The following is a 22,975-nucleotide window of genomic DNA, read 5'->3' on the forward strand; positions in this document are numbered from 1 at the left end:
CCCATTTGCAAGAACGCGTGTACATACAGCTATGGGATACTGTGAAAACTGGCTAAAATGGAGCTTTACATTGGACGACTCAAAAATTAAAAATAGTATTTTACCTGATTGTGATAATAACGAATGGTTGGAGGTAACCAAAAATAGATTGGCCCTTAATATTATTGATACTGATGGACAGTTAGACATACAACCTCTATCAATATATTCTGCATCTGGATGTCGGGTTGAATATACTCGGGTACAAGTAATAAGTGAAACCCGGTATACCTTTGCCCTTGAATGGTTTGGGGAGGAACATATTGATTTAAGCGATAATATCCTCAGTTCTATTCTTGGTGATGGAAAATTGTCCTTAAAACAATCAATGAGATATGCTGCATTTTTCAAAAAAAAATCAATTACTAAATTTTAGAAAATGTATAGTGTAGGTATAGAGCTACTCCTTCAATTTTCCATTAGTCTTTGCACTATCTATATTTACGGTATCCGCTCCAAGACGTTCTTCGCTTTTCCATTTTTTTTCTCGTTCCATGGCCTCTTGTTGTGTTTCCTTAACACCATCCATACCACTTCCCGGGGTTGACGACTTTTCCGTACTTTCTCTGCATGAAGTTATTAGAAACATAAATAGTGTAAATACATATAGTAGTTTTGGAGTTTTCATGATTACTGTAAGTTATAATTAGACTTTAATACTTACACGAAATTTAATGAGATAGCTTTTTGATGTTTAACTATATCAGGTGGAAAACTATCTGAAAAAATTGTTTGCTATCATTATCATATTGCGAAAAGGGTTTGCCCATACATCTGCTCTAAAATAAAAATAATGAGTTCCAGTTTTAAAGTGAAACAACCTGTTTTACGGCAATCCGAATAGTGTTATATATTTATCGTATATTGTTATAAGAGGCTTACTAAAAATACTACATTTATTTAGTGAGAAATCACAAATACCCCAAAATCACATTTATGAACAACTACAGTGTTTTTAGTCCTTTGGCGTATGCAGATGATGATGAAGATGACAGAATGTTCTTTGCTGAAGCCATGCAAGATATTTTCCCTGAGATAAATATGGAAATATTTCCTAATGGAAAATTACTAATGACCCATATATTGAATACTTTATCTGCGGGTATACTTCCTAAGGTAATTTTTTTAGATTTAAATATGCCCGTAATGGACGGGTTTGAGTGTTTAACACATCTTAAAAAAAACCAATTACTAACTAAAATCCCGGTTGTAATCTATTCTACTTCCTCATCGGAAGAAGACCGACGCAAAAGTTTAGAAATGGGAGCCTTGTTTTTTTTAACAAAAGAGACCTCTATAAATAAAATGCACAATCAATTAAAATTGGTGATAGACGAATTGTTCAAAAGAAAGAAAAATCTAAAATTAGTGTAACTAATAGAAGTCAAGCAGCGGAGTTATCCGTATGGACTTTTATAATATTTCTAACTTTTCGCCATAAGTTTTCAGAGTCTATAGCACTATTGTCCAACTTACCCAAAACATTACTTAGTTCTAAACTCTTGGCACTTCCTTGAATTTGCACATCTAACACACCCTCGTCACTAATTGTTGCCAATGCCCAATTTTTAAATTCCCGTCTTATTTTGTAACCTTTCCACATCACCTTAATATCCTTATGCCTCTCATCGTTCTTGATATTATCAAACAACGTTAGAATATCCTTTTTGGGACCTTCAATAATTTGGAAAAATATATTACGGTGATAAATGATACAGCCAGTTATATTAAATTCGGGGTTTAAGGATCTTGCCGTTTTAATAATAGCATCAACATCCTTTCCGCTAATAGTATCTACAGCTAATGAGCGGTAGCTTATATCAAAAAGTAAATTGGCGTCTTCAAACCTCTTTTTATAAACACTTGGGCTAAACCCGTACATATCCAAAAAAATCTTAGAAAAGTAACTTTTACTTTGATAACCCACCGCAAGACATATCTCCGAGATATTCATTTCGGTTGAATGCATTAACTCCCTGCTGTGTTCCAAACGAAGTTTTGTGAGATATTCATTTGCAGAATACCCATACAGGAAACGAATTCCGCTTTGAAGCTTTTTTGGTGAAATCCGCAAGTGGAGGCTGATATCATCTATGGTAAATTTATCGGCAATACGCTCGATCACATAGTCACCAACATGGGTTATTCTGGAAAGCTCAGATTTAGTTAAAACTGGTCGAAATTCTTCATTATTACGGTCATGTTGATGTGCCTCTAATTGCGAACCCAACATTCTGAGCACAGTGCCTTCCGTAATTAATCTACCAACCACGTCTGTGCGTAAATTTTCAACAATGATTGAGGCGTAAGTTCCAATCCTAGTATCAATATCACCAAAATATCTATACGGGTGTTTACTAGTTTTATTATCAAAATTCGCCTCCAACTCCTTAAGAAGTCTTTTTTTACTAGCTATATTCCCCTCTGCCAATTCCTTAGGATTAATAATAATATAACAGCATTTATATGCAATATTACTTGGCACAATAAATTCTGAGCTAGTATTAGGTTCACTAATAATAATAAAATTTTGCCCCTGCCTTATTTTCTTATGTTCGGGTTCATTAGGAAACTTCTGCAATTGGTAACCTGATACGTTGTACCCAAAGTAATAGGGCCTATCCTCGGAGAAGTTCATATTGATTACTAAATTTTGGGTCAACTCAATATTATACACCCATGCCGTAAGACCTGGCATCAACTCATATAAACTTACGTACCCTTTACCATGCTCATTATCAATTGACATTTTTGCCGCACCCAAATTTTCAATGAGGTCGCCATCATAGTAAACTGAAAATTGACGTAGCATTTCCAAGGGATTATCTTCCCTTAATCTCAACATAATTTTTTCTTTAAAAATAAAATTATTGTTGAAAAAATTTTAACGCTATCGAGAAAAATTAACGTTATTGAGCAATTTAAATGTCAACTTCATATTTATAAAGTGTAAATATAAATCTAGCATATACTCCCTTATGAAAAAAAAAATACCTGAAAATCTTATGCAAAACTACTCTAAATGCATATTTAAATTTAAAATCATCCAAAGTGCTATAAAACCTACTTTATTGAAATAGAGATGTTTTACAAAAAGGGAGAGTAGAAACTTTTTCTCATTAAAAAACAAAAAAAGCCAGTAAAAATTTACTGACTTTTGTGTTTTTACATTAAAATCGTATTTAAACACCTTAATTTGTCGGGATGACAGGATTTGAACCTGCGACCACACGCCCCCCAGGCGTGTACGCTACCGGACTGCGCTACATCCCGAAATTGGATTGCAAAAATATAAAAGTTAAGCAGATATTCTCCTATCTTTTAAAAAAAATGCAATAACTACTCTAGATGCTCCATCCAACCGAACAAAAGCTCTGGCCAAGTTCTTAAATGCACATCTGCCAACCCCAAGGCAAAACCATGTCCGCCGCTAGGAAATATATGTAAAGCGGTCGGCACATTATGATCAACTAATGCTTTGTAAAACGCTAGGCTGTTTTCTACTGGCACGGCTTTATCATCCGTGGCATGTAGTAGAAAGGTAGGTGGAGTATTGGAGGTTACATGTTTTTCATTACTAAAACGATCAACCGTTTCCGGTTTTGGATTATTACCCAACAAATTATTCTGAGAGCCTTTATGTGTAGATGATTGATTAAAAGTAATAACTGGATAGCACAAGGTTAAAAAATCCGGTCTCGCACTTAATTTATCGACTTCATCAATTGCAGTGTATACTTTTTCATCAAAATGAGTTCCTAGAGTAGAAGCTAGATGTCCGCCGGCCGAAAATCCCATAGCACCAATTTTATTTGGATCTATATTGAACTCCTCTGCTTTGCTCCGCACCAGTCGTATTGCTCGCTGGGCATCTATCAAAGGAACATTTTCTTTATGGGTCTGCGATACAGATGATGGTAAACGATATTTGACAACGATACCTGCAATTCCTTTACTGTTCAAAAATTTTGCAATATCTATTCCCTCCCAGTCATATGCTAAAATACGATACCCTCCTCCTGGAAATATAACCACAGCCTGACCATTGGCATTTTTTTTGGAAGGCAGATACACTTCAATCGTAGGGTCTTGCACCTTGCTTATACGCAAAATATCCTCCCTAACATGCTCCTCTTTTTCATCCGAAGCTATATAATTGGGTATCTTATCTTTAGGCCACAACGGTATTATAGTGTCTTGGGAAAAGGCGTTTGTACTCATTATTAAAACGGTAAAGAATAGTAGTCTTTTCATTTTGATTTTTATCATTAATTACAATCCCATTTAAAATTTGCAATAGGATATTTATGCGCCCCTTCTAAATTATAATGCCACCATTCCGTTCTAGTGGACCAAAACCCATGCTTCTCCATAGTTTCTTTTAGCAGTTTTCGGTTATCCAGTATCTCTTTTGGTAGATTAAAATTATCATGATATGCTCGCTTTCCAAAGAAATCAAAGTCGGTTCCCATATCAAGTTCTTCACCTTCCAAGGTTTCCAAGGTAATATCTACGGCTCCACCTTTGTTATGTATGGAGCCTTTTTTTGGATTGGCTACATATTGGGGATTGGGAACTATTTTCCACATTTTATATTGTACTGAATTTGGCCTGTAACAATCAAAGAACTTGATGCGAAACCCATTCTTTTTAAAATCTTCGTTTGCCTTCAATAGCGCCTTAACCGTTATTACCCGGGTATAGCACTCTGCGCAATCATAGACCTTTTCCTTAAGAAAATTATTCTTGGTTGCATAACGTAAGTCATAGGCAAACCCATCACTAAAATCGGCTAAGCGAACAAAGGTGGTATCCGTCAAATCCTTAAATGTCCTGAAAACCTTTTGCGGAGCTGGTTTTTCCTTGACCACCGTATCAATCTGGTCTATACTTACTTCGGTATTTTGCTCTATGTTCTTTTTAGTTTTTGGGTTTTCCCCACATGAAATAAAAAAAAGTATTAGGGTAAGTACAGTATAAAAATTCCTCATAAAAATAAATTATCGGCCTAAACTATATTACATAGGTCTTAGTATAGATTGATGTAAACCGAGTTTCAGATTATATATGCAAGATATTACTTTCTAGCAATTACAATTACCCAATCTTTTTCTTTTTGTCCATTGTAGGCGGATAATTCTACACTGTTGGGTTTAGTAATTTTCCAACCTTCGTTCTGTTTATCATAAAGCATACCTCCTGCTTTTGGGTCATAAAAAGCAATGGTAAAGGCCCCATCACCAATGGCAAGGTCCGTAGTTTCATTTTTCGGAAGGTACACTAGATAAATCTCATCCTTTTTAGCAAAGCAGTACGCCATGTTATTACTTACCAACTCATCATGATTTTGCATGGTATGGAACGGCAAGTGGTCTTCAAAGAACTTTTTGGCATTATTGGTAATATCCCACCAAGCATCACGAGCCCTAAAATCCTCGGCCGAAATATCATTATTGGGTGTATCTTTTCCCCCAAAGTACCAAGAAGTTCCTGCCGCCCCGGACATTAAACTTCCCCACAGACTACTGTGCATAACCATATCATGGTTATTATTTGCTGCAGTGTCCGTTGTTATACCAATATCCCAATGGCCAATTTCATCAAGATATACTACCCAAGGTTTCTTTTTCTTGGCTGATAAATCTATCCACTTCTTAACTTCTTTATGCACTTCTGTAGTGTCATACATCTGTAAAGAAGGGATTTCAAAATTGCGATGCCCCAACATAGGGGTAAACGTTTCCTTAATAGGATCCAAAGGCCTACCCTCTCTGCGCTCTCCAGTAACCCGAACGTGATTATGAACAGCTATAGGGTGATTATAAGGGTCTATTTTACGAATATAATCCGCATAACTTTTTAGTTGTTCCGGACTCCGGTTGGTCTCTTCTCCCAAATTCCAAACAACTCCCAAATGATGACCAAAACGGGCTACGAGTTCTTTATAGAAAAGTTTTCGCTCTAACCCCAGTTCCCCTTTGTTCAATATGGTATCGTTCTCCGTTTCTTGGGTAAAAACGTTCATGGCCATTCCTAGCTGGTCCATGTGGGTAAAAACAACTTCCCACTGATCCAGTTTACTAACATCATAGCGTGTTTGTTCCTTGGGTGCAATCCAAGGCCAGACATCATTTCCATCTCCATTTTCATTCATCATCAAAAAATAAAGACTGTTCATTCCTTTTTCCGATAAATAATTAAGAGCCCCAATTATTCCTTTACCATTGTAGAAACCCCATACCGGATCGGATGTCTTCCAATCATCAATATGTGCTGCATATTCATGAAGGCCATCATTTAATGTTGGTGTGGCCGGACCGCCATTGTCAAATGTTCCATCAAATTCCGAATAGGCCAAGAAGTTTTCCGGGCTACCTACTCCATTTTTCAAAAAAGGTTTTTGGTCCTCACTGCGCTTAAGAAAGTGCGTACCATCGTAAGTCAACTTTCCTGTACTATAAAATCCCTTTGCTGTAGAATCTACGGGCTGTATCTCAAAACTTCCCTTTACATCCCAAATACTTTTATTTTTCTTTGGTAAGGAGAACTGCTTTACGGCAATGTTTTCACCCTCCATCAAATACGCCTGAAACTTCCAATTTCCAACGGTATTGGGAGAAAATTTAACTCGCCATTTATTCCCGGAATCCGCACTTGTATCCGCCGCTTCACCATCTCCTGCAAAATAACCATGTACCATATACGTGGTATCCTTATTTGAAAATTTTGCAAGTAGCGAGTAATCTAAAAAGGGATTTATAGAGTCTGTTTCCGATACTTCAGGGCCATTAAAAGTCAATGTCACGGGCTGCCATTTACGCAAAGAACCCTCCAAAACATAATTTTTGGAAGTTTCCTTATCCGAACAGGAACAGAACAGTAACATAAGGGTACAAAACCCTAGGGGAAAATGCTTAAAAAAGTGGGAATACATAAGTAGTACGTTGAATTTAAATCATCATAATATAAGTATTTTTTTTCATGGAAAAATCTATTTCATGTTCAAATTTCTATTTGGTTTTATCACTATATTCATGAGCTGTTAGGGTTATCTCTAGCGAAAAAAAATAAGCTCCTAACCATATTCTTCTTTTAAACCATACGCATGGTACTACCTCAATTACTCAAAATATCCGTCTTGTGCATACTTAGTTTATCGTTTGTAACGTGTAAGGGTGATTTGAACAAAACTGAAAAAAACACCAAAACCGACCGTTCTACCAAACCTCCCAATATTATTTTGATTGTAGCGGATGACCAAGGTTGGGGCGATTTAAGTAGTAGTGGAAATACCAATCTAGAAACCCCGAATATAGATGCTATTAGCACATATGGGGCTTCTTTTGAGAATTTCTATGTACAACCGGTTTGCTCCCCTACCCGTGCAGAAATACTTACCGGAAGGTATTTTCCTAGAACGGGTGTCTACTCAACTTCATCGGGAGGTGAGCGGATGGATTTTGAAGAAACTACGTTGGCGGAAATCTTGAAAAAATCAGGTTATAAAACTGCTGCTTATGGCAAATGGCATAACGGCATGCAGCCGCCTTACCACCCCAACTCACAAGGTTTTGATGATTTCTACGGATTTGCCTCCGGTCATTGGGGAAATTATTTTAGCCCTATGCTGGAGCATAATGGTGAAATTGTAAAAGGAACAGGTTTTCTTGTAGATGACCTCACCGACCATGGCCTTAATTTTATTGAAACGAACAAGCAAGACCCTTTCTTTCTATATCTACCGTACAACACGCCCCACAGCCCAATGCAAGTACCGGATGAGTACTGGAATCGTTTTACCAAGAAAGAACTCAGTTTATATTCCGATGATAAAACCAATGAAGACATAGATTTTACAAAGGCGGCATTGGCCATGGTGGAAAATATAGATTACAACGTGGGCCGGATTACTGCAAAATTGCGCAAATTATATCTTGATGACGACACTATTGTAATCTACCTTACGGACAACGGCCCAAATAGTTTTAGGTGGAACGGTGGCATGAGGGGTAAAAAAGGTTCAACGGACGAAGGTGGGGTACGGAGTCCATTATATATACAATGGACAGATTCTATCCATCCCGGAAAAAAAGTACCGCAACTTGCCAGTGCCATAGACATCTTACCTACTGTAACCAGCATGCTAAATATCTCTACTGATAAGACCAAACCCATTGACGGTAAGGATCTATCTCCTTTATTGTTCAAAGATGACCCCAGTTGGGAAGACAGACCTATCTTTAACCATTGGAACGGCCATACCAGTGTACGGACTCAAGATTATCGGCTGGACAACGAAAACCGTCTATACGATATAAGAAAAGACCGAGGACAAACCAATGATATTTCAAAACGATTTCCGAAGCTTGTTGATTCATTAATCAAAGCCAAGGAAAATTGGCTAACAGAAGTAAATCCGTCTACTTCAGAAACTGACGATAGGCCTTTTACTCTTGGCCATCCTGATTTTCAATTTACCCAACTACCCGCACGTGATGCTATTGCCCACGGAAATATTAAACGAAGTAATAAGTACCCTAACGACACATTTCTTACCAATTGGAAAAGCAAAAAAGACTCGATTACTTGGGATATTGAAGTTCTTGCCAATGGACAGTTTGAAGTTCAATTATTCTACACCTCTCCAGAAAAACATATTGGCTCCATTATAGAACTTGGTATGGGTAACAGTAAAATTGCCACTAAAATATCCGTAGCTCACGACCCTCCCTTAAGCGGGGAAGAAAACGACCGGATACCAAGAATGGAATCTTATACAAAAGATTTCAAGCCTATGAAATTAGGCACTATGATTCTAAAAAAAGGAAGAGGAACGCTAACTTTAAAAGCTCTAGAAGTTACTGGAGACGAAGTTGCCGATGTCAGACTTTTATTGTTTAAGCGAATAAATTGATTGCATTAAACTCTTTCCGAATCTATAAAAGGGTATTGTTTTACCAAGAAATAAAAAACCCTGCTTAAAAGGCAGGGTTTTTAGTTTATAGCATACTCTTGGCCTTGTTTACTTATCCAAGCTTTTTAAATATTCCAAACTTTGAGGTACCTGTTCAACTACACTAGACGATTCATCCTCAATGAACATATACTCAATACCCAATTCTTTGGCTTCAGCAACGATTCCCGCAATATCTATTTGGCCTTGACCTAAAACCACATTAGTTTCATGGTCTTCCTGTCCTGTATTATTACCCTTTACACCTTTTTCCATATCCTTAAGGTGAAGAAGTGTAAACTTGGATTTATATTTTTTCATCAATGCTAAAGGGTCCGCACCACCGTGTTGCGCCCAAAACACATCCAGTTCAAAAGTATAATCCGTAGCGTTTTGAATCATATAGTCAAACAATGTTCCATCTTTATAAGGTCTAAATTCATACCCATGTGGGTGATAGGCCAAAGTAATACCGTTCTCTTTTAGTATTTTACCCGCTTTATTGAACACCTCCGAAGCATGTTGGGTCTCTTCTAAATCCCATTTATTGTCACCATGTGGAACCCAAGCACACATTACATACTTAGCTCCATATGCTTTAACGTTCTCTATTACTTGTTCTACATTCTTTTCCAAATCTCCAAATTTGGCTCCTACGCTTACTACATCAAGACTATTCGTTTTCAACAACTTCTTGAATTCATCTAAAGACAGACCATACGTTTCACCACCTTCAATTTTGGTAATGCCCCACCCTTGGATGGTTTCCAAAGTTCGGGGCACATCTGTTTTAAACTGGTTACGTAAACTGTACAACTGCAGCCCCACTTCTTGCGCGGATAATGATACCGTAAAAAGAGCAGTTGCAATAAAAACATTTAGTTTTTTCATTTTCTATATATTAGTTGAAAGCTGAAACTTCTAAAGTTTCAGCTTTCCGTTAAAACTCTATTCTACCAACCCCTGGTTAGGTCAATAAATTTCCTTGTTCGTCCCATTCCGCAATATCATTCCTTTTGCTTTGGTCCACACATTTTGCGATCCATTCCGGGTCATATTCCACTCCGTGTTTTTTAAGCACCTCATCCGGCACGCCATCCCATACATTGGGGGAGTTACCTTTATAACCCAAATCGGCAATACCTACTTTGGAAGTATAATAGCCGGTAACCACCAAGTTTCTCATTAATGCAAAAAACTGGATTTCCAACGGCTGGTCGTCTAACGGCACCTCCAAATCGTGGTAACAAATGGTATCTAAAATTTGCTTTTGTTGCTCCAAACTTGCGCTTTTAAACTCTACGCCGTTATCCGTATTGGATTTATGATCTAACCACATTAACCCCCCCAAAAGCGTATTCTGCATTTGAGGTATATCCTTACCAATAAACTCGATAAACTCAGGAACTTCGGCTTCAATAGGGCCTCCGTGTGGTTCTTTTGGAGGAAGGATTACCGTACTTAAAACAGCAATGGTTTCCATTTCATGCGCATTGAACAATTGTTCTGCATTCAACTTCTCTACGCGCTCCAGTTCTTTGGGTGTCCTTCCATAATAATTGGTATCCGTAGTAACGGCAGTTTCCGGTATTGCGGGCTCCGTACCTTCGGTCTTACATCCGTGAAAGGCTATTGCAGAAGCCCCTGCACCCAAAATCATGGTCTGTATACTCTTTCTTCTGTCCATCATTAGAGATTTTGTTGTTTCAGTTGTTCAATAATATAATCCGATGCCCTCCACGATAGGGCTAAAATAGTCCAAGTACAATTTTTATCAGCCTGCGAAACGAATGGTCCCGCATCAACTATAAAAACATTGTCTACGTCATGTAATTGGTTGAACTTATTGGTTACCGATGTTTTAGGGTCGTTACCCATACGGGTAGTACCTACCTCATGTATAATTTCTCCCGGAGCATGAAGACCGTAATCTTTATCTTTACCTGGTTTGTTCAAATAGATTCCGCCCATATTGTGTGAAATCTCTTCAAAAGTATCCTGCATATGCTTGGCCTGACGCACTTCAATATCGGACCATTTATAATTGAACTTTAAAACGGGAATACCATAATCATCTACTGTGGTAGGGTCTATCTCACAATAATTCTCTTTTACCGCTAGACCTTCTCCTCTACCGCCAAATCCTACTATTGCACCATAATACCGCTTAACGTCTTCCCTAAGTTTATCTCCATATCCGCCGGTAGGTTTCCCCACCAGTTTATTGAAGCTATCCTGATCAAAACCAAAACCATAATTAGGTTGTCCCATTCCGCCCCAAACTTCAATATGGTACCCTCTTGGGAACCCTAACTTCTTATTATCTCCCCACCATGGACTGTATACGTGCATACCACCTACACCATCTTCGTTATAGGATACGTCCCTGTCCATTAGGTCCGGCACGAATGCCATACCACTACTACCAGTGGAATCGTGTAAATATTTACCAACAAGGTCACTGCTGTTTCCTAGTCCGTTAGGATGTTGTTTACTTTTACTGTTCAATAAAATTCGTGCAGAACTACAGGCCGAAGCCGCAAGCACCACTACCTTACCCCTTAACTTATATTCCTTTCTATCCTCTTTGTTGATATATGATACACCAGTAGCTCTTCCTTCTTCATTTGTGGTTACTTCACGAACCATGGCATTTACATAGAGTTTTACTTGGCCCCCATTTTTTTGCGCTGGAAAGATTAAACAGCTACCTGCCGAGAAATCTGCATAAACGGAGCATGATCTATTACATTGACCACAATAAAAACATACCCCACGTTCATTGTTAATACGCTTGGTAAGCATTGAAAGTCTTCCCGGAATAACCGGAATACCTGACTTCTTAGCTCCTTTTATGTAGAAAAGTTCATGTAGCCTTGGTTTAGGAGGAGGAAGAAAAAAACCATCGGGATCGTTCTCACGACCTTCATTGGTACCGAACACCCCAATTAATTTATCTACTTTATCATAATATGGTTTTACATCTTCGTATCCAATAGGCCAATCCTCTCCATAACCATCTCGCGTCTTGCCTTTAAAATCCAATGGGCCAAAACGTAATGAAATCCTTCCCCAGTGGTTGGTACGGCCACCGAGCATCCTTGAACGCCACCATTTAAAGGTGGTACCTTCCGCATGTGTATAAGGTTCTCCATCTACATGCCAATCGCCATAGGACATATCCCATTCCCCAAAGGCACGGGTGGTACCCGCTCCACGACGTGGTGAGTCATAGGGGTTTTTCAATTGGGTCATTGTTTTTGGGTCTGCGGGGTCGAAGAAAGGGCCGGCTTCTACTACAGCTACCTTTAGTCCGGCATCTGCTAGTTGTTTTGTGGCCATACCACCACCTGCCCCTGAGCCTACGATGATAACATCGTATTCTTCCGGGTTTTCCTTAATCTGCATAAATTGTTGATTTTTGTTAGTTTGTTGCCACAATTTATAAATAAAAAGTGTTTACCCACCACTTTTTTAACAATCGGCTTGTAAATTCTGGTGATTTAAAAATTCCTCATTTGACCAAGTGCTTCATTTACAGTTTTTACCGGCAATTTACAGGTGGTATTTTGACATACATAAATAAAGGTGCCATCTGCAACATAGCGGTCTTTAAACAGTGGGGAACTACTCTCTGATTTACTTCCGACCACCAAAGCATTTGCCATTGGAATTTCATTTAAGGCCTTTACCAGAACAGGTGCATCCTTGCCCACTACGGCAATCTCAAAATAAGGGTAGGTATTGTTAAGTAACAGTGCGTTCCATTTGGAATAGCTAGGGGCGCTTTCTATAATAGCGGGTACCATTGCGGATAACATCTGTTTGGACTTGTTGGTGAAATCCACATTATATTCTATATGTCCTAACCTAAAAAGATTATATGCCATTACAGCATTAGGGGAAGGCAGCACTCCGTCATCCGTTTTAATTATTTTGGCGATAAGGTCGTTACCCTCATTATAATGGTACATTCCTGAAGTTTCATCAGCAAATTCGGTTTCTGCAATGCGATTTAGCTCTTTGGCAAAGTCAAGATATTGTGTATCCAAGGTTACCCCATACATTTGTAGCGAAGCATCTATCATGAACGCATAGTCTTCTATAAAACCTTCTTTGCGCTGACTTCCTTTTTTAAACGTATGAACCAGCTTTCCGCTTTGATAAGAATTGGATTTTATAAAAGCGAAAACACTTTTTGCCTTTTCTAAAAATTGCTCCTGACCAAAAGCTTTATAAGCATCTACAAAACCGTTTATAAGTAACGCATTCCAAGACGTTATAATCTTATCATCACTCCTAGGGCGCACTCTTTTATTCCTTGCCTCCAACAATTTTTTGTTCCATTCAGACTTTATAAAATTCAGTTTGCTCTGGTCTATATTATGCTCTTTCACGAACACAGCATCATCTGTTTTTCTATGTAAAACATAGTTTTCATGTTCCCAAACAACCTCTTTTTTAATTGTATAATATGCGGAAAAAAGTTCAAATCCATCTCCTAAAACCGACTTTAACTCTTCTTCCTTCCACACATAGAATTTTCCTTCTTCCCCTTCGCTGTCCGCATCCAAAGCAGCATGGTATCCGCCATTTTCATTTTTCATTTCCCTATCCAAAAAATCTACGGTCTCCCAAACAATATTTTTATAACTATCGTCTTTAAAAACAGAATATGCTTTTGAATACAGGCTTAAAACTTGGGCATTATCGTACAACATTTTTTCAAAGTGAGGTACTTTCCAAAAAGCATCTGTACTGTATCTGTAAAAACCACCGCCGATCTGATCATATATTCCCCCCAGAGCCATTTTATCCAAGGTATTTCTAACATGAGTTTTCGCCTTATCGTCATTTGCCAAATCAGCATAATCCAATAAAAAATTTAGATTAGAAGGAATCATAAACTTCTGGACACCCTTTTCACCTCCTTCTTGGGCATCCCAATTCTCTTTCCAATTTGCAACGCTGGTTTTTAAAGCTTCTTTGGTAATGGCATCAAACCCTTTTGCTGGTTCAATGAGATTGGCCTCTGCAATACCGGCAGCTACCATATCCGAATACTCTTCTGCTTTTTTTGGATCGTTTTTATAAAGCTCACTGATTTTCGTTAATACTTTTTCCCATTGGTCCTTGGTGTGATATGTTCCGCCATAAAGAGGTTTACCATTAGGTAAAGTAATCACGTTTAAAGGCCAACCTCCATTCCCAGAAATTAATTGCAATGCGGTCATATATACCTGGTCAACATCTGGGCGTTCTTCTCGATCCACTTTAATATTTATAAAATTATCGTTCATAATTTTCGCGACTTCTTCATTTTCAAAAGTTTCTTCTTCCATGACATGGCACCAATGGCAAGAAGAATAACCAATACTCACCAGGACCAGTTTATTCTCCTTTTTTGCATCATCTAAAGCCTCTTGGCTCCATGCCCTCCAATTTACCGGGTTATGGGCATGCTGTAACAAGTACGGACTCGTTTCCTTTGCAAGGGCATTGGTGTATTTATGTTCCGTTACTTCTTGCTTCTCTTTTTCCTCTTTACAGGATACAACAAAAAACATGGCCAAAGCCATAAAACCGGTCCAAATACTAGAATATCGTAAGGTCATAATATTATTCTTATTCCGTGAGAACTAAATCACAATGGGAGTTATAATTCAAAAAAAGCGGGAGGTCAAAGTTACTCACTTATAAAAGCCGAGGCTGGTAAACCGGCTGCATTAAAGAGATTAGGTTCTGCAATATTGTTCCATGCAAACCTTACTTTTAAAGGTGCTTTCACCTCTTTGGAGCTCAAAATAACCTTATTCCCTTTAATTTTCGCTTTCGCGGGATGAAATAATCCATCTGCCCCCGCAATTTCAAAATAGCTTTCCTTTTTATCGGTAAACATGAGTCCATTTGCATGATCAAAAATCACTTCAATCTTTTTCCATTGCAGGTTTACCTCCTTAAAAAGGGGGCCATACACCTCTCCATCATAACTATCATAGGTTTCTTTGAGTGCCAAATTTGCCAGACGAAGACCTACGTCCTGTTTGTTCGTAGGGTGAATATCGTCAATTGTAGCAATATCGCTAACCACTACCATTCCAGAATTTGGTATGGTTTTCAAAACACGTCTCTGCACATCTCTTATCATAACACCTTGCTCGGGTTCCTTATAATTAAATGGTGCTATCTGCACATAGTAAAATGGAAATTCAGAGCCCCATGCGTTTCGCCAAGAACTTATCATTTCCGAAAAAAGTTTACCATAAACATTGGCTCTACCTCTATTGGATTCTCCTTGATACCAAATTGTTCCCGCAATTTTAAACGGAGTAATGGCATGAACCATTCCATTATATAATTGCGAGGGCGATACAGGGCTCCACGGCGTTTCTTCAAGACCCTCAGCAGAAAGTTTTAAATCTTCATTCGCTTCAAAAACGGATTTTGGAGTCCAGACCTCTGCTGGCGAACCGCCCCATGCATTATCTATTAATCCAATAGGCACATCTAGTTCGCTCTGCAACCTTCTTGCAAAAAAATAGGCTACCGCACTAAAATCCTTCATAGTATCCGGGGTACATACTTCCCAAGACCCTGGAATATTTTCTTGCGGAAAATCTGATGTACGCCTGGCTACCGTAAAAAATCGAATGTTAGGATAATTAGCATTTTTTATTTCTTCTTCGGCATTATCAATACCCTTGTTTGTTGTTGCACTCCATTCCATATTGGACTGTCCAGAAGCTAACCAAACCTCACCAATCATGACATTTTTTAACCCTATTTGATTTTCATCACCTTTAAACGTAATGTTATACGGGCCACCTGCCTCGGGAGTATCTATTTCTAATTCCCATTTGGCATTTATGGTGGTCTTAACCTTATATTCTTTATTATCCCAACTTGTAAAAACAGTTACTTCCTCACCCGTATTTCCCCATCCCCAGAACAAAACTTTTTCATTCCGTTGTATCACCATATTATCAGAAAACAGGTTGGGCAATTCAATTTTCGCCCAAATCGATTGGCATGACAACATCAATAAAAAAGCAACAATAAAAAATCTAAATTTCATAAAAATCGGATATTAGTTAGATCAAGATTTAAATATACTATTTTCTTAAAGTACCCCAATACTATAGTGTTAATTGTAAACATTTAAATATCTTTAGAAAGCAAACCGAACCTAAAAGCTATGTACACAAGAAACAATTCTATAAGCCGGAGAAAATTCATTAAAAATACTTCTAGTCTAATGGCCCTATCTACCTTTGGAGCATACGGACTAGATTTTGCTCATAAGGAAAAAACCTTTAGAGTGGGGCTTATAGGTACAGGTTGGTATGGAAAGAGTGATCTTTTCCGGCTTATGCAGGTTACGAACGTTGAAGTAATTTCCCTGTGCGATGTAGACCGGCGTATGCTGGAGGAAGCGGGTAAACTGGTCGCGCTTCGCCAAAAATCAAAAAAGACTCCCCGTCTGTACACCGATTATAGAAAGATGCTCGCCGAAAAGGATTTGGATATTGTTCTTGTGGGAAGTCCAGACCATTGGCATGCTCTGCAGGGTATAAATGTCTTAAAATCCGGAGCTCACCTCTATCTTCAGAAACCCATAAGTGTAGATGTAATGGAGGGGGAAGCCCTTGTTGCCGCAGCAAACAAATACGGAAAAGTTGTGCAAGTGGGTACGCAAAGAAAGAGTACACCCCATTTGGTAGAAGCTAAAAAGAATATTGTAGATGCTGGATTACTGGGTAAAATCTCTCATGTAGAAATTTGTTGTTACTACCATATGCGAGCCAATGGTAATCCGCCTGTTGTGCCGGTACCTGATTTTTTTGATTATGATATGTGGACAGGCCCAGCCCCCTTGAGACCGTTTGACGGTTTACCTCACAGACGCTGGTGGCGTACTTTCATGGAATATGGTAATGGCATAACGGGTGATATGTGTGTTCATATGTTAGATACCGTACGGTGGATGCTAGATTTAGGTTGGCCCAAGAAAATAAGTGCTACCGGTGGTATTTATGTTCAAAAAGAAGGGAAGTCCAACATTGCAGATACACAAACCGCCGTTTTTGAATTTGATGAACTTGATTGTATTTGGAACCATAGGTCTTGGGGAACACCTGCCGACCCAGAATATCCTTGGTCTTTTAAACTTTATGGAGAGAACGGAACACTCTCCGGAGATGTAAAAAAGTATGATTTTGTACCTCATGGTGATGGTAAGAAAATACATGGCGATGTTATCTACGAAAGAGAAAAGTACCCGGAGGACTTAACCGAAAAAGATATTGAACTACATGCAGCACCGGCCACAAGGGCCCACATGCTAGATTTCTTACAAGCCATAGAGCATAATACACAGCCTGTAGCCAATATTCAAGAAGCCCATATTTCTACTGCTAGCTGTATCTTGGCCAATATGGCCATGGAACTAAACAGGCCATTGGTTTATGACCAAAAACAGTTATCCGTGGTAAATGATCCTGAAGCAACAAAACTTCTTCAGCGTGGTTATAGGGAAGGTTGGGAACATCCGCTTCCAGAGATGTTCAAGGAATAAACGTTTTCCTGATTCCTATAGAAAATCTATATCGGTTACAATTTTTATTATAAAACCGATATCAAAATATGGGTTTCTCAAAGTATACACCTTGCTACCTTAATATCCTTATTTTTAGATAATTTTGAAGCAAATCTTACTTGTCTAAAGATATAATTCTACATCTTTGCCACTATAAATAAAAACCATTAGAACTCAGCATTATGAAAAAATGTTTGATTACAGGAATTACAGGTCAAGATGGAGCATACTTGGCTGAATTTTTATTAAAAAAAGGATATCAAGTTCACGGACTAAAAAGAAGATCTTCTCTTTTTAATACTGACAGAATTGACCATTTATACCAAGACCCGCATGTTGAGGGAAGAAACCTTCATTTGCACTATGGCGATATGACCGATAGTACAAACCTTATACGTCTAATTCAAGAGATTCAACCAGATGAAATATACAACTTGGCCGCAATGAGCCACGTTGCCGTTTCTTTCGAAACTCCTGAATATACTGCAAATGCAGATGGTATAGGTACATTACGTATCCTAGATGCCGTGCGTCTTTTAGGTCTGGAGAAAAAAACAAGAATATACCAAGCTTCAACTTCTGAGTTATACGGAAAGGTACAAGAAGTACCACAATCGGAAACCACTCCGTTCTACCCTCGTAGCCCATATGCTGTTGCAAAAATGTATGCATATTGGATTACCGTAAACTACCGTGAAGCATACGGAATGTACGCATGTAACGGTATTCTTTTTAATCATGAATCCCCTATTCGTGGAGAAACTTTTGTTACTCGTAAGATTACAAGAGCCGCTTCCAGAATTGCATTAGGTCTTCAAGACAAAGTTTACTTGGGTAACCTTGATGCCAAAAGGGACTGGGGCCATGCCAAAGATTACGTTAGAATGATGTGGATGATCCTTCAAGCAGACGAAGCTGAGGATTGGGTAATTGCCACGGGTAAAACTACCACTGTTCGTGATTTTGTGAAAATGAGTTTTGCTCAGGCAGGAATAGAAGTTGCTTTCTCAGGTGAAGGTGTTGATGAAATAGGAACAGTAGTTTCTTGCAGTAACCCGGATTACCAAGTAGAAATAGGAAAAGAAATCGTTGCTGTAGATCCAAGATACTTTAGACCTACGGAAGTTGATTTGCTTATTGGAGACCCAAGCAAAGCAAACAACAAACTAGGATGGACTCCTAAGTACGATTTGAAGGACTTGGTTGAAGATATGATGCAAAGCGATTTAAAATTGATGAAGAAAGACACCTATCTGAAAGATGGTGGCTATCGTATCATGAACTATTTTGAATAGCATGAACAAAGACGCAAAAATTTATATTGCAGGACATAGAGGTCTTGTTGGTAGTGCCATTCTCAAAAAACTGAAAGCAGATGGTTTTTCAAATTTTGTTTTGAAAACACATGCTGAACTTGATTTGACGGATGCTAATGCCGTTGCCACATTTTTTGCCGAAGAAAAACCGGAATATGTTTTTCTTGCTGCGGCTAAAGTGGGCGGTATTGTTGCCAATAACACCTATAGGGCAGATTTTATTTACGCTAATCTTATGATTCAGAATAACGTGGTTCACCACAGTTATTTAAACAACGTAAAAAAACTGTTGTTCCTAGGAAGCACCTGTATTTATCCTAAGGAGTGTCCTCAACCCATGAAAGAAGATTACCTTCTTACGGATACTTTGGAGTACACCAACGAACCATACGCCATTGCTAAGATTGCAGGTATTAAATTGTGCGAAAGCTACAATTTACAGTACGGAACAAACTTTATTTCCGTTATGCCTACAAACCTTTACGGCCCCAATGATAATTTCGATTTAGAGAAATCGCACGTGCTACCCGCACTAATTCGAAAAATGCACTTGGGCAATGCTTTAGAGACACAAGATTGGGCCAACGTTAGAAAAGATTTGAACGAACGTCCAATCGAAGGTGTAGACGGTAATGCTAGCGAATCCGATATCTATGCTATTCTTGAGAAATACGGTGTTAAAAAGACCGGTGACGAGATTAGTGTGGAAATTTGGGGAAGCGGAAAGCCTATGCGCGAATTTCTTTGGTCCGAAGATATGGCCGATGCGTGTATATTTATCATGAAAAGCAGAAATTTTGAAGACACCTATGCCACTGGTGAAAAAGAGATTCGAAATACCCATATCAATATAGGTACAGGTAAAGATCTTTCAATTCGCGAGTTGGCAGAATCAATCAAGGAAATGGTAGGGTTTAAAGGTTCTTTAAATTTTAATGCCGATAAGCCAGACGGCACCATGAAGAAATTAACCGATGTCTCCAAACTACATGGTTTAGGTTGGAAACATAACATTGACCTTAAAGAAGGTATTGAGAAAATGTACAGCTGGTATCGTTCAGCATAACTGCTCAAAATCTATTGATATAAAAATCCCGCTAACCTAATAGGCTAGCGGGATTTTATTTTTTGATAAAGTATGCAAAATTACTTTTCTAAACTAAACCGGTATCTTTCCAACTTTTAGAATTGGCCGAGTTGATTACAGCTTCACAAACTTTTTGTGTCATTAGAGCATTCTCAAAACTAGGTTCACAAGGCTCCCCTGTTTCCAAACTCTTTAAGAAATCGGCTACTTGGTGTACAAATGAGTGCTCGTACCCGATAGACGTACCAGGAATCCACCATTTATCCATATAAGGCTGATCACTGTCTGTAATCAAGATTCTTTTCCATCCTCTTACTATGGCATCATCTGCATGGTCGTACATTTCAAGATAGTTCATATCGTGCAGATCCCACCGTAACGAAGCATGCTCGCCATTTATCTCTAGGGTATTTAGGGCCTTATGCCCACGAGCATAACGTGTTGCCTCAAACAAGCCTAGGGCACCATTCTCAAAATGACAATGAAAAATACATGCATCGTCTATAGTTACTTTTTTTACCTCGCCCGTTCCTTGATGCACACGCTCCTTAATAAATGTCTCGGTTACCGCGGATACATCCTTTATTGGCCCGTTCAACCACATGGCACTATCTATACAATGTGCCAATAAGTCTCCCGTTACCCCGGAACCTGCTGCTTCGGCATCTAAACGCCATAAAGCCTCGCCGCCTTGAGGCAGTTCCGGATTAATGGTCCAATCTTGCAAAAAGTTAGCCCTGTAATGGAATATCTTGCCCAACTTACCGGAATCTACAATTTGTTTAATCAAGGTTACTGCCGGAATACGACGGTAATTATAAAAAACCGTGTTAGCTACGCCTGCTTTTTTAATAGCATCTACCATTGGCTGGGCTTCAGCAATGGTACGCGCCAAAGGTTTTTCACAAAGTACCATTTTACCAGCCTCGGCTGCGGCAATCGCAATATCGGCATGCATATCGTTGGGAGTACAGATATCAACCGCGTCAATATCCTCTCTGGCAATAACCGCTTTCCAATCGGTTTCATAAGATTCAAATCCCCATTGCTCAGCAAAAGCTTTTACCTTTTCCTCAGTTCTGGCACACACCGTTTTTAAAACTGGGCGGTATTCAAGTTCAGGAAAAAAATCACCACTACGTTTGTAGCCATTTGTGTGCGTCCTTGCCATTAAACCAGTTCCTATTAATCCTATACGGAGTTCCTTTTTGTGTGCCATTTGCTGTAATTTTAAGTTTAAAAAATGTTCATATTCATTTATATCAAAGGCCTTAAAACCTCTTCTATGTAAATACCATCTTTTAAAGTAACCCCGTCTGGATCGGTTATTGCAGCGTCACATTCATCCTCTACAATAATCCACCCCTCAAAATCGGTTTCCTTTAAATACGATGTTATTCCCTTAAAGTCAATTATACCATCGCCCATTGCTGCCCATTTTCCATTATCATACATATCCTTGTAATGAACACAGTTTACTAATTCGCGATACTGTTTTATAATAGGTAAGGGATCCATACCCCCTTTGGCCATATGCCCCACATCAGGTGTGTATTTGATCACGTTACTATCCAGACCGTTCAATAGAATTTTATAATCCTCCTCTGTTCTATATATAGAGCCCATTGGAGAATTAGGGTGATACGAACACACCACACCTTCCCCTGCCGCTCTAGTGGCAATTTCATTTACACAGGTCAATAGATTCTGTTGCCGTTCTTGCAGGTGCTCACGGTCTTGCCCTGGCATTTGCACCAGTAACAATATAGCTTCCGGAAAATGTTTCATGAACTCGATCCATTGATCGGCATTTCTCTTTTCCTCATCGGTTTCCTTTGGATTCCTCCAGTCTTCTACATGACATAGAACAGACAATTCAATATTGTTTTTATCTAAGGTCTCCTTGAAAACTTTAGGATCTGTAAACCCGTTCATGAAACCCGTATCAGGCTCAATACCTTTAAACCCCGCTTTAGAGGTTACCTCAATTATATGGTTTAATTTATTTTTATATTTTTCACCGGACATTGCCCAAGTATAGGTTTCGCAACCAATTTTTATTTTTGACATTGCTATATTATTTTTTGTTAGGATTGGATGGGTCATTTATAAAACGATAGGTATTACCCGTAAACGTTCTAAACATAACCTGACTTAATAGTTGGCTTTTAACCAGTTCAACACTCTTGGATTAAAATCGTCCAATTTCTCCCAATGGAAAGCGTGACCTGCATTATCATACAAGTGAAGTTCGCTATTTGGAATCCCATCTGACACTTCACGTACCATCCATTCCGGCACGAACATATCCTGCTTACCTCCTATTACAAGTGTAGGTGATTTAATCTGAGGTAATTGTGCCACCACGTTGTGACTAATACAGGCTTCTGTCTGAGCTTCTAATCCATGTAGGGGTTGTTGAATAGCTTCTAAGGCAGCACCTTTTTGACCACCTAGCAATCCTTCAAATTCGGCATCATCATCAAAAGTGGGCTTGTCAAAAATGAGCAACTGCATAAAATTAGCAAACTGCTCCGGCCTTAGATGCGCCTTTATATGTGTAATGTGCCTAAATATAGCTTCACCCTTTCTATCGCAACTGGCCCAAGGACACATAGCTACCATAGCCGAAACCTTGTCAGGATGCCTAATAGACATCTGCAAGGCTATAGCTCCTCCCATGGAAACCCCAACAACAGCTGCACTAGTTATGTTCAATGCATCTAGAAGCGCCGCACTGTCATCGGCCATTTGAGCCGTGGTATAAGGACCTTCCGGTTTATCGGAAAATCCTACCCCGCGATTATCAAAAAGTATACATTGGTATTCCTTTTCCCAATGCGAAACATGCTTTTCCCAAACTGCAGATGCAGCCGTAATACCCATTATTAAAAGTAAGGGCTTGCCCTCTCCTCTTATTTCGTAATTTAACTGAACTCCGTTAACTGTAACAAATGACATAGTTTTTCTCTTTTTTGTTGTTA

At 38.8% G+C, this 22,975-nt stretch carries 19 protein-coding genes and 1 tRNA gene; 6 read left to right on the top strand and 14 right to left on the bottom strand.

Annotated features, from left to right (window positions below; translation table 11 throughout):
• Positions 1–31 precede the first annotated feature (31 nt).
• Positions 32–415 carry a hypothetical protein gene (locus KO513_RS19220; RefSeq protein WP_215914778.1) on the top strand — a complete coding sequence of 128 codons (384 nt, stop codon included), beginning with the start codon at positions 32–34 and terminating at the stop codon, positions 413–415.
• 24 nt (positions 416–439) lie between these two features.
• Here KO513_RS19220 and KO513_RS19225 read toward each other — a convergent pair whose 3' ends face one another.
• Positions 440–667 carry a hypothetical protein gene (locus tag KO513_RS19225; protein ID WP_215438783.1) on the bottom strand — a complete coding sequence of 76 codons (228 nt, stop codon included), beginning with the start codon at positions 665–667 and terminating at the stop codon, positions 440–442.
• 308 nt (positions 668–975) lie between these two features.
• Here KO513_RS19225 and KO513_RS19230 point away from each other — a divergent pair, with 308 nt between their 5' ends.
• Positions 976–1,413 carry a response regulator gene (locus KO513_RS19230; RefSeq protein WP_215438782.1) on the top strand — a complete coding sequence of 146 codons (438 nt, stop codon included), beginning with the start codon at positions 976–978 and terminating at the stop codon, positions 1,411–1,413.
• A 10-nt stretch (positions 1,414–1,423) separates the two neighbouring features.
• Here the strand turns inward: KO513_RS19230 and KO513_RS19235 are convergent, their stop codons facing one another.
• From KO513_RS19235 to KO513_RS19255, 5 genes are all read right to left on the bottom strand, one after another.
• Positions 1,424–2,884, bottom strand: coding sequence for a BLUF domain-containing protein (locus KO513_RS19235; RefSeq protein ID WP_215914779.1), 1,461 nt, complete (start codon positions 2,882–2,884; stop codon positions 1,424–1,426).
• 354 nt (positions 2,885–3,238) lie between these two features.
• Positions 3,239–3,312, bottom strand: a tRNA-Pro gene (locus KO513_RS19240).
• Positions 3,313–3,378: 66 nt separating this feature from the next.
• Complete coding sequence (locus tag KO513_RS19245; protein WP_215914780.1) at positions 3,379–4,293, bottom strand: alpha/beta hydrolase; 915 nt, start codon at positions 4,291–4,293, stop codon at positions 3,379–3,381.
• Positions 4,294–4,307: 14 nt separating this feature from the next.
• Positions 4,308–5,030: a M15 family metallopeptidase gene (locus KO513_RS19250; RefSeq protein WP_215914781.1), complete on the bottom strand. Its 723-nt coding sequence runs from the start codon at positions 5,028–5,030 to the stop codon at positions 4,308–4,310.
• A gap of 86 nt (positions 5,031–5,116) precedes the next feature.
• Positions 5,117–6,973, bottom strand: a complete 1,857-nt coding sequence (locus KO513_RS19255) for a DUF5060 domain-containing protein (RefSeq protein ID WP_215914782.1) — start codon at positions 6,971–6,973, stop codon at positions 5,117–5,119.
• Between the two features lie 246 nt (positions 6,974–7,219).
• On the opposite strand from KO513_RS19255, the gene KO513_RS19260 reads away from it, so the two are divergent.
• Positions 7,220–8,953 (top strand): arylsulfatase, encoded by a 1,734-nt coding sequence (locus KO513_RS19260; protein ID WP_252735980.1) that lies wholly within the window; start codon positions 7,220–7,222, stop codon positions 8,951–8,953.
• 108 nt (positions 8,954–9,061) lie between these two features.
• Here KO513_RS19260 and KO513_RS19265 read toward each other — a convergent pair whose 3' ends face one another.
• The 5 genes from KO513_RS19265 to KO513_RS19285 all read right to left on the bottom strand — a co-directional run bounded on the left by KO513_RS19265 (position 9,062) and on the right by KO513_RS19285 (position 16,067).
• Positions 9,062–9,883: a sugar phosphate isomerase/epimerase family protein gene (locus KO513_RS19265; RefSeq protein ID WP_215914784.1), complete on the bottom strand. Its 822-nt coding sequence runs from the start codon at positions 9,881–9,883 to the stop codon at positions 9,062–9,064.
• Positions 9,884–9,959: 76 nt separating this feature from the next.
• A complete protein-coding gene (locus KO513_RS19270) occupies positions 9,960–10,679 on the bottom strand; it encodes a gluconate 2-dehydrogenase subunit 3 family protein (protein ID WP_215914859.1) in 720 nt (239 codons plus the stop codon).
• Positions 10,680–10,681: 2 nt separating this feature from the next.
• Entirely contained in the window at positions 10,682–12,400 is a 1,719-nt protein-coding gene (locus tag KO513_RS19275; RefSeq protein ID WP_215441635.1) for a GMC family oxidoreductase, read from the bottom strand.
• Positions 12,401–12,495: 95 nt separating this feature from the next.
• Positions 12,496–14,607 (bottom strand): thioredoxin domain-containing protein, encoded by a 2,112-nt coding sequence (locus KO513_RS19280; protein ID WP_215914785.1) that lies wholly within the window; start codon positions 14,605–14,607, stop codon positions 12,496–12,498.
• Between the two features lie 71 nt (positions 14,608–14,678).
• Positions 14,679–16,067, bottom strand: coding sequence for a sialate O-acetylesterase (locus KO513_RS19285; protein WP_215914786.1), 1,389 nt, complete (start codon positions 16,065–16,067; stop codon positions 14,679–14,681).
• A 120-nt stretch (positions 16,068–16,187) separates the two neighbouring features.
• On the opposite strand from KO513_RS19285, the gene KO513_RS19290 reads away from it, so the two are divergent.
• The 3 genes from KO513_RS19290 to KO513_RS19300 all read left to right on the top strand — a co-directional run bounded on the left by KO513_RS19290 (position 16,188) and on the right by KO513_RS19300 (position 19,970).
• Positions 16,188–17,567, top strand: coding sequence for a Gfo/Idh/MocA family protein (locus KO513_RS19290; protein ID WP_215914787.1), 1,380 nt, complete (start codon positions 16,188–16,190; stop codon positions 17,565–17,567).
• Between the two features lie 203 nt (positions 17,568–17,770).
• Positions 17,771–18,883 (top strand): GDP-mannose 4,6-dehydratase, encoded by a 1,113-nt coding sequence (gene gmd, locus KO513_RS19295; RefSeq protein ID WP_215441641.1) that lies wholly within the window; start codon positions 17,771–17,773, stop codon positions 18,881–18,883.
• Between the two features lies 1 nt (position 18,884).
• Positions 18,885–19,970 carry a GDP-L-fucose synthase family protein gene (locus KO513_RS19300; RefSeq protein ID WP_215914788.1) on the top strand — a complete coding sequence of 362 codons (1,086 nt, stop codon included), beginning with the start codon at positions 18,885–18,887 and terminating at the stop codon, positions 19,968–19,970.
• A gap of 88 nt (positions 19,971–20,058) precedes the next feature.
• Here the strand turns inward: KO513_RS19300 and KO513_RS19305 are convergent, their stop codons facing one another.
• The 3 genes from KO513_RS19305 to KO513_RS19315 form a co-directional block, all read right to left on the bottom strand.
• A complete protein-coding gene (locus tag KO513_RS19305; RefSeq protein WP_215914789.1) occupies positions 20,059–21,210 on the bottom strand; it encodes a Gfo/Idh/MocA family protein in 1,152 nt (383 codons plus the stop codon).
• Positions 21,211–21,248: 38 nt separating this feature from the next.
• Positions 21,249–22,061 (bottom strand): sugar phosphate isomerase/epimerase family protein, encoded by an 813-nt coding sequence (locus KO513_RS19310; RefSeq protein ID WP_215914790.1) that lies wholly within the window; start codon positions 22,059–22,061, stop codon positions 21,249–21,251.
• Positions 22,062–22,145: 84 nt separating this feature from the next.
• Positions 22,146–22,952 carry an alpha/beta fold hydrolase gene (locus KO513_RS19315; protein WP_215914791.1) on the bottom strand — a complete coding sequence of 269 codons (807 nt, stop codon included), beginning with the start codon at positions 22,950–22,952 and terminating at the stop codon, positions 22,146–22,148.
• Between the last annotated feature and the right edge of the window lie 23 nt (positions 22,953–22,975).

Source organism: Zobellia sp. B3R18, assembly GCF_018860715.1.
Lineage (GTDB): Bacteria > Bacteroidota > Bacteroidia > Flavobacteriales > Flavobacteriaceae > Zobellia > Zobellia russellii.

What these genes read in the sequence shown, in the direction of transcription:
- KO513_RS19220 (WP_215914778.1), top strand. Translation starts at nt 32, where the DNA reads ATGGGATACTGTGAAAACTGGCTAAAATGGAGCTTTACATTGGACGAC.
- gmd (WP_215441641.1), top strand. Translation starts at nt 17,771, where the DNA reads ATGAAAAAATGTTTGATTACAGGAATTACAGGTCAAGATGGAGCATAC.
- KO513_RS19235 (WP_215914779.1), bottom strand. Translation starts at nt 2,884, where the DNA reads ATGTTGAGATTAAGGGAAGATAATCCCTTGGAAATGCTACGTCAATTT.
- KO513_RS19225 (WP_215438783.1), bottom strand. Translation starts at nt 667, where the DNA reads ATGAAAACTCCAAAACTACTATATGTATTTACACTATTTATGTTTCTA.
- KO513_RS19250 (WP_215914781.1), bottom strand. Translation starts at nt 5,030, where the DNA reads ATGAGGAATTTTTATACTGTACTTACCCTAATACTTTTTTTTATTTCA.
- KO513_RS19290 (WP_215914787.1), top strand. Translation starts at nt 16,188, where the DNA reads ATGTACACAAGAAACAATTCTATAAGCCGGAGAAAATTCATTAAAAAT.
- KO513_RS19285 (WP_215914786.1), bottom strand. Translation starts at nt 16,067, where the DNA reads ATGAAATTTAGATTTTTTATTGTTGCTTTTTTATTGATGTTGTCATGC.
- KO513_RS19310 (WP_215914790.1), bottom strand. Translation starts at nt 22,061, where the DNA reads ATGTCAAAAATAAAAATTGGTTGCGAAACCTATACTTGGGCAATGTCC.
- KO513_RS19305 (WP_215914789.1), bottom strand. Translation starts at nt 21,210, where the DNA reads ATGGCACACAAAAAGGAACTCCGTATAGGATTAATAGGAACTGGTTTA.
- KO513_RS19265 (WP_215914784.1), bottom strand. Translation starts at nt 9,883, where the DNA reads ATGAAAAAACTAAATGTTTTTATTGCAACTGCTCTTTTTACGGTATCA.
- KO513_RS19315 (WP_215914791.1), bottom strand. Translation starts at nt 22,952, where the DNA reads ATGTCATTTGTTACAGTTAACGGAGTTCAGTTAAATTACGAAATAAGA.
- KO513_RS19280 (WP_215914785.1), bottom strand. Translation starts at nt 14,607, where the DNA reads ATGACCTTACGATATTCTAGTATTTGGACCGGTTTTATGGCTTTGGCC.
- KO513_RS19255 (WP_215914782.1), bottom strand. Translation starts at nt 6,973, where the DNA reads ATGTATTCCCACTTTTTTAAGCATTTTCCCCTAGGGTTTTGTACCCTT.
- KO513_RS19230 (WP_215438782.1), top strand. Translation starts at nt 976, where the DNA reads ATGAACAACTACAGTGTTTTTAGTCCTTTGGCGTATGCAGATGATGAT.
- KO513_RS19300 (WP_215914788.1), top strand. Translation starts at nt 18,885, where the DNA reads ATGAACAAAGACGCAAAAATTTATATTGCAGGACATAGAGGTCTTGTT.
- KO513_RS19275 (WP_215441635.1), bottom strand. Translation starts at nt 12,400, where the DNA reads ATGCAGATTAAGGAAAACCCGGAAGAATACGATGTTATCATCGTAGGC.
- KO513_RS19245 (WP_215914780.1), bottom strand. Translation starts at nt 4,293, where the DNA reads ATGAAAAGACTACTATTCTTTACCGTTTTAATAATGAGTACAAACGCC.
- KO513_RS19270 (WP_215914859.1), bottom strand. Translation starts at nt 10,679, where the DNA reads ATGGACAGAAGAAAGAGTATACAGACCATGATTTTGGGTGCAGGGGCT.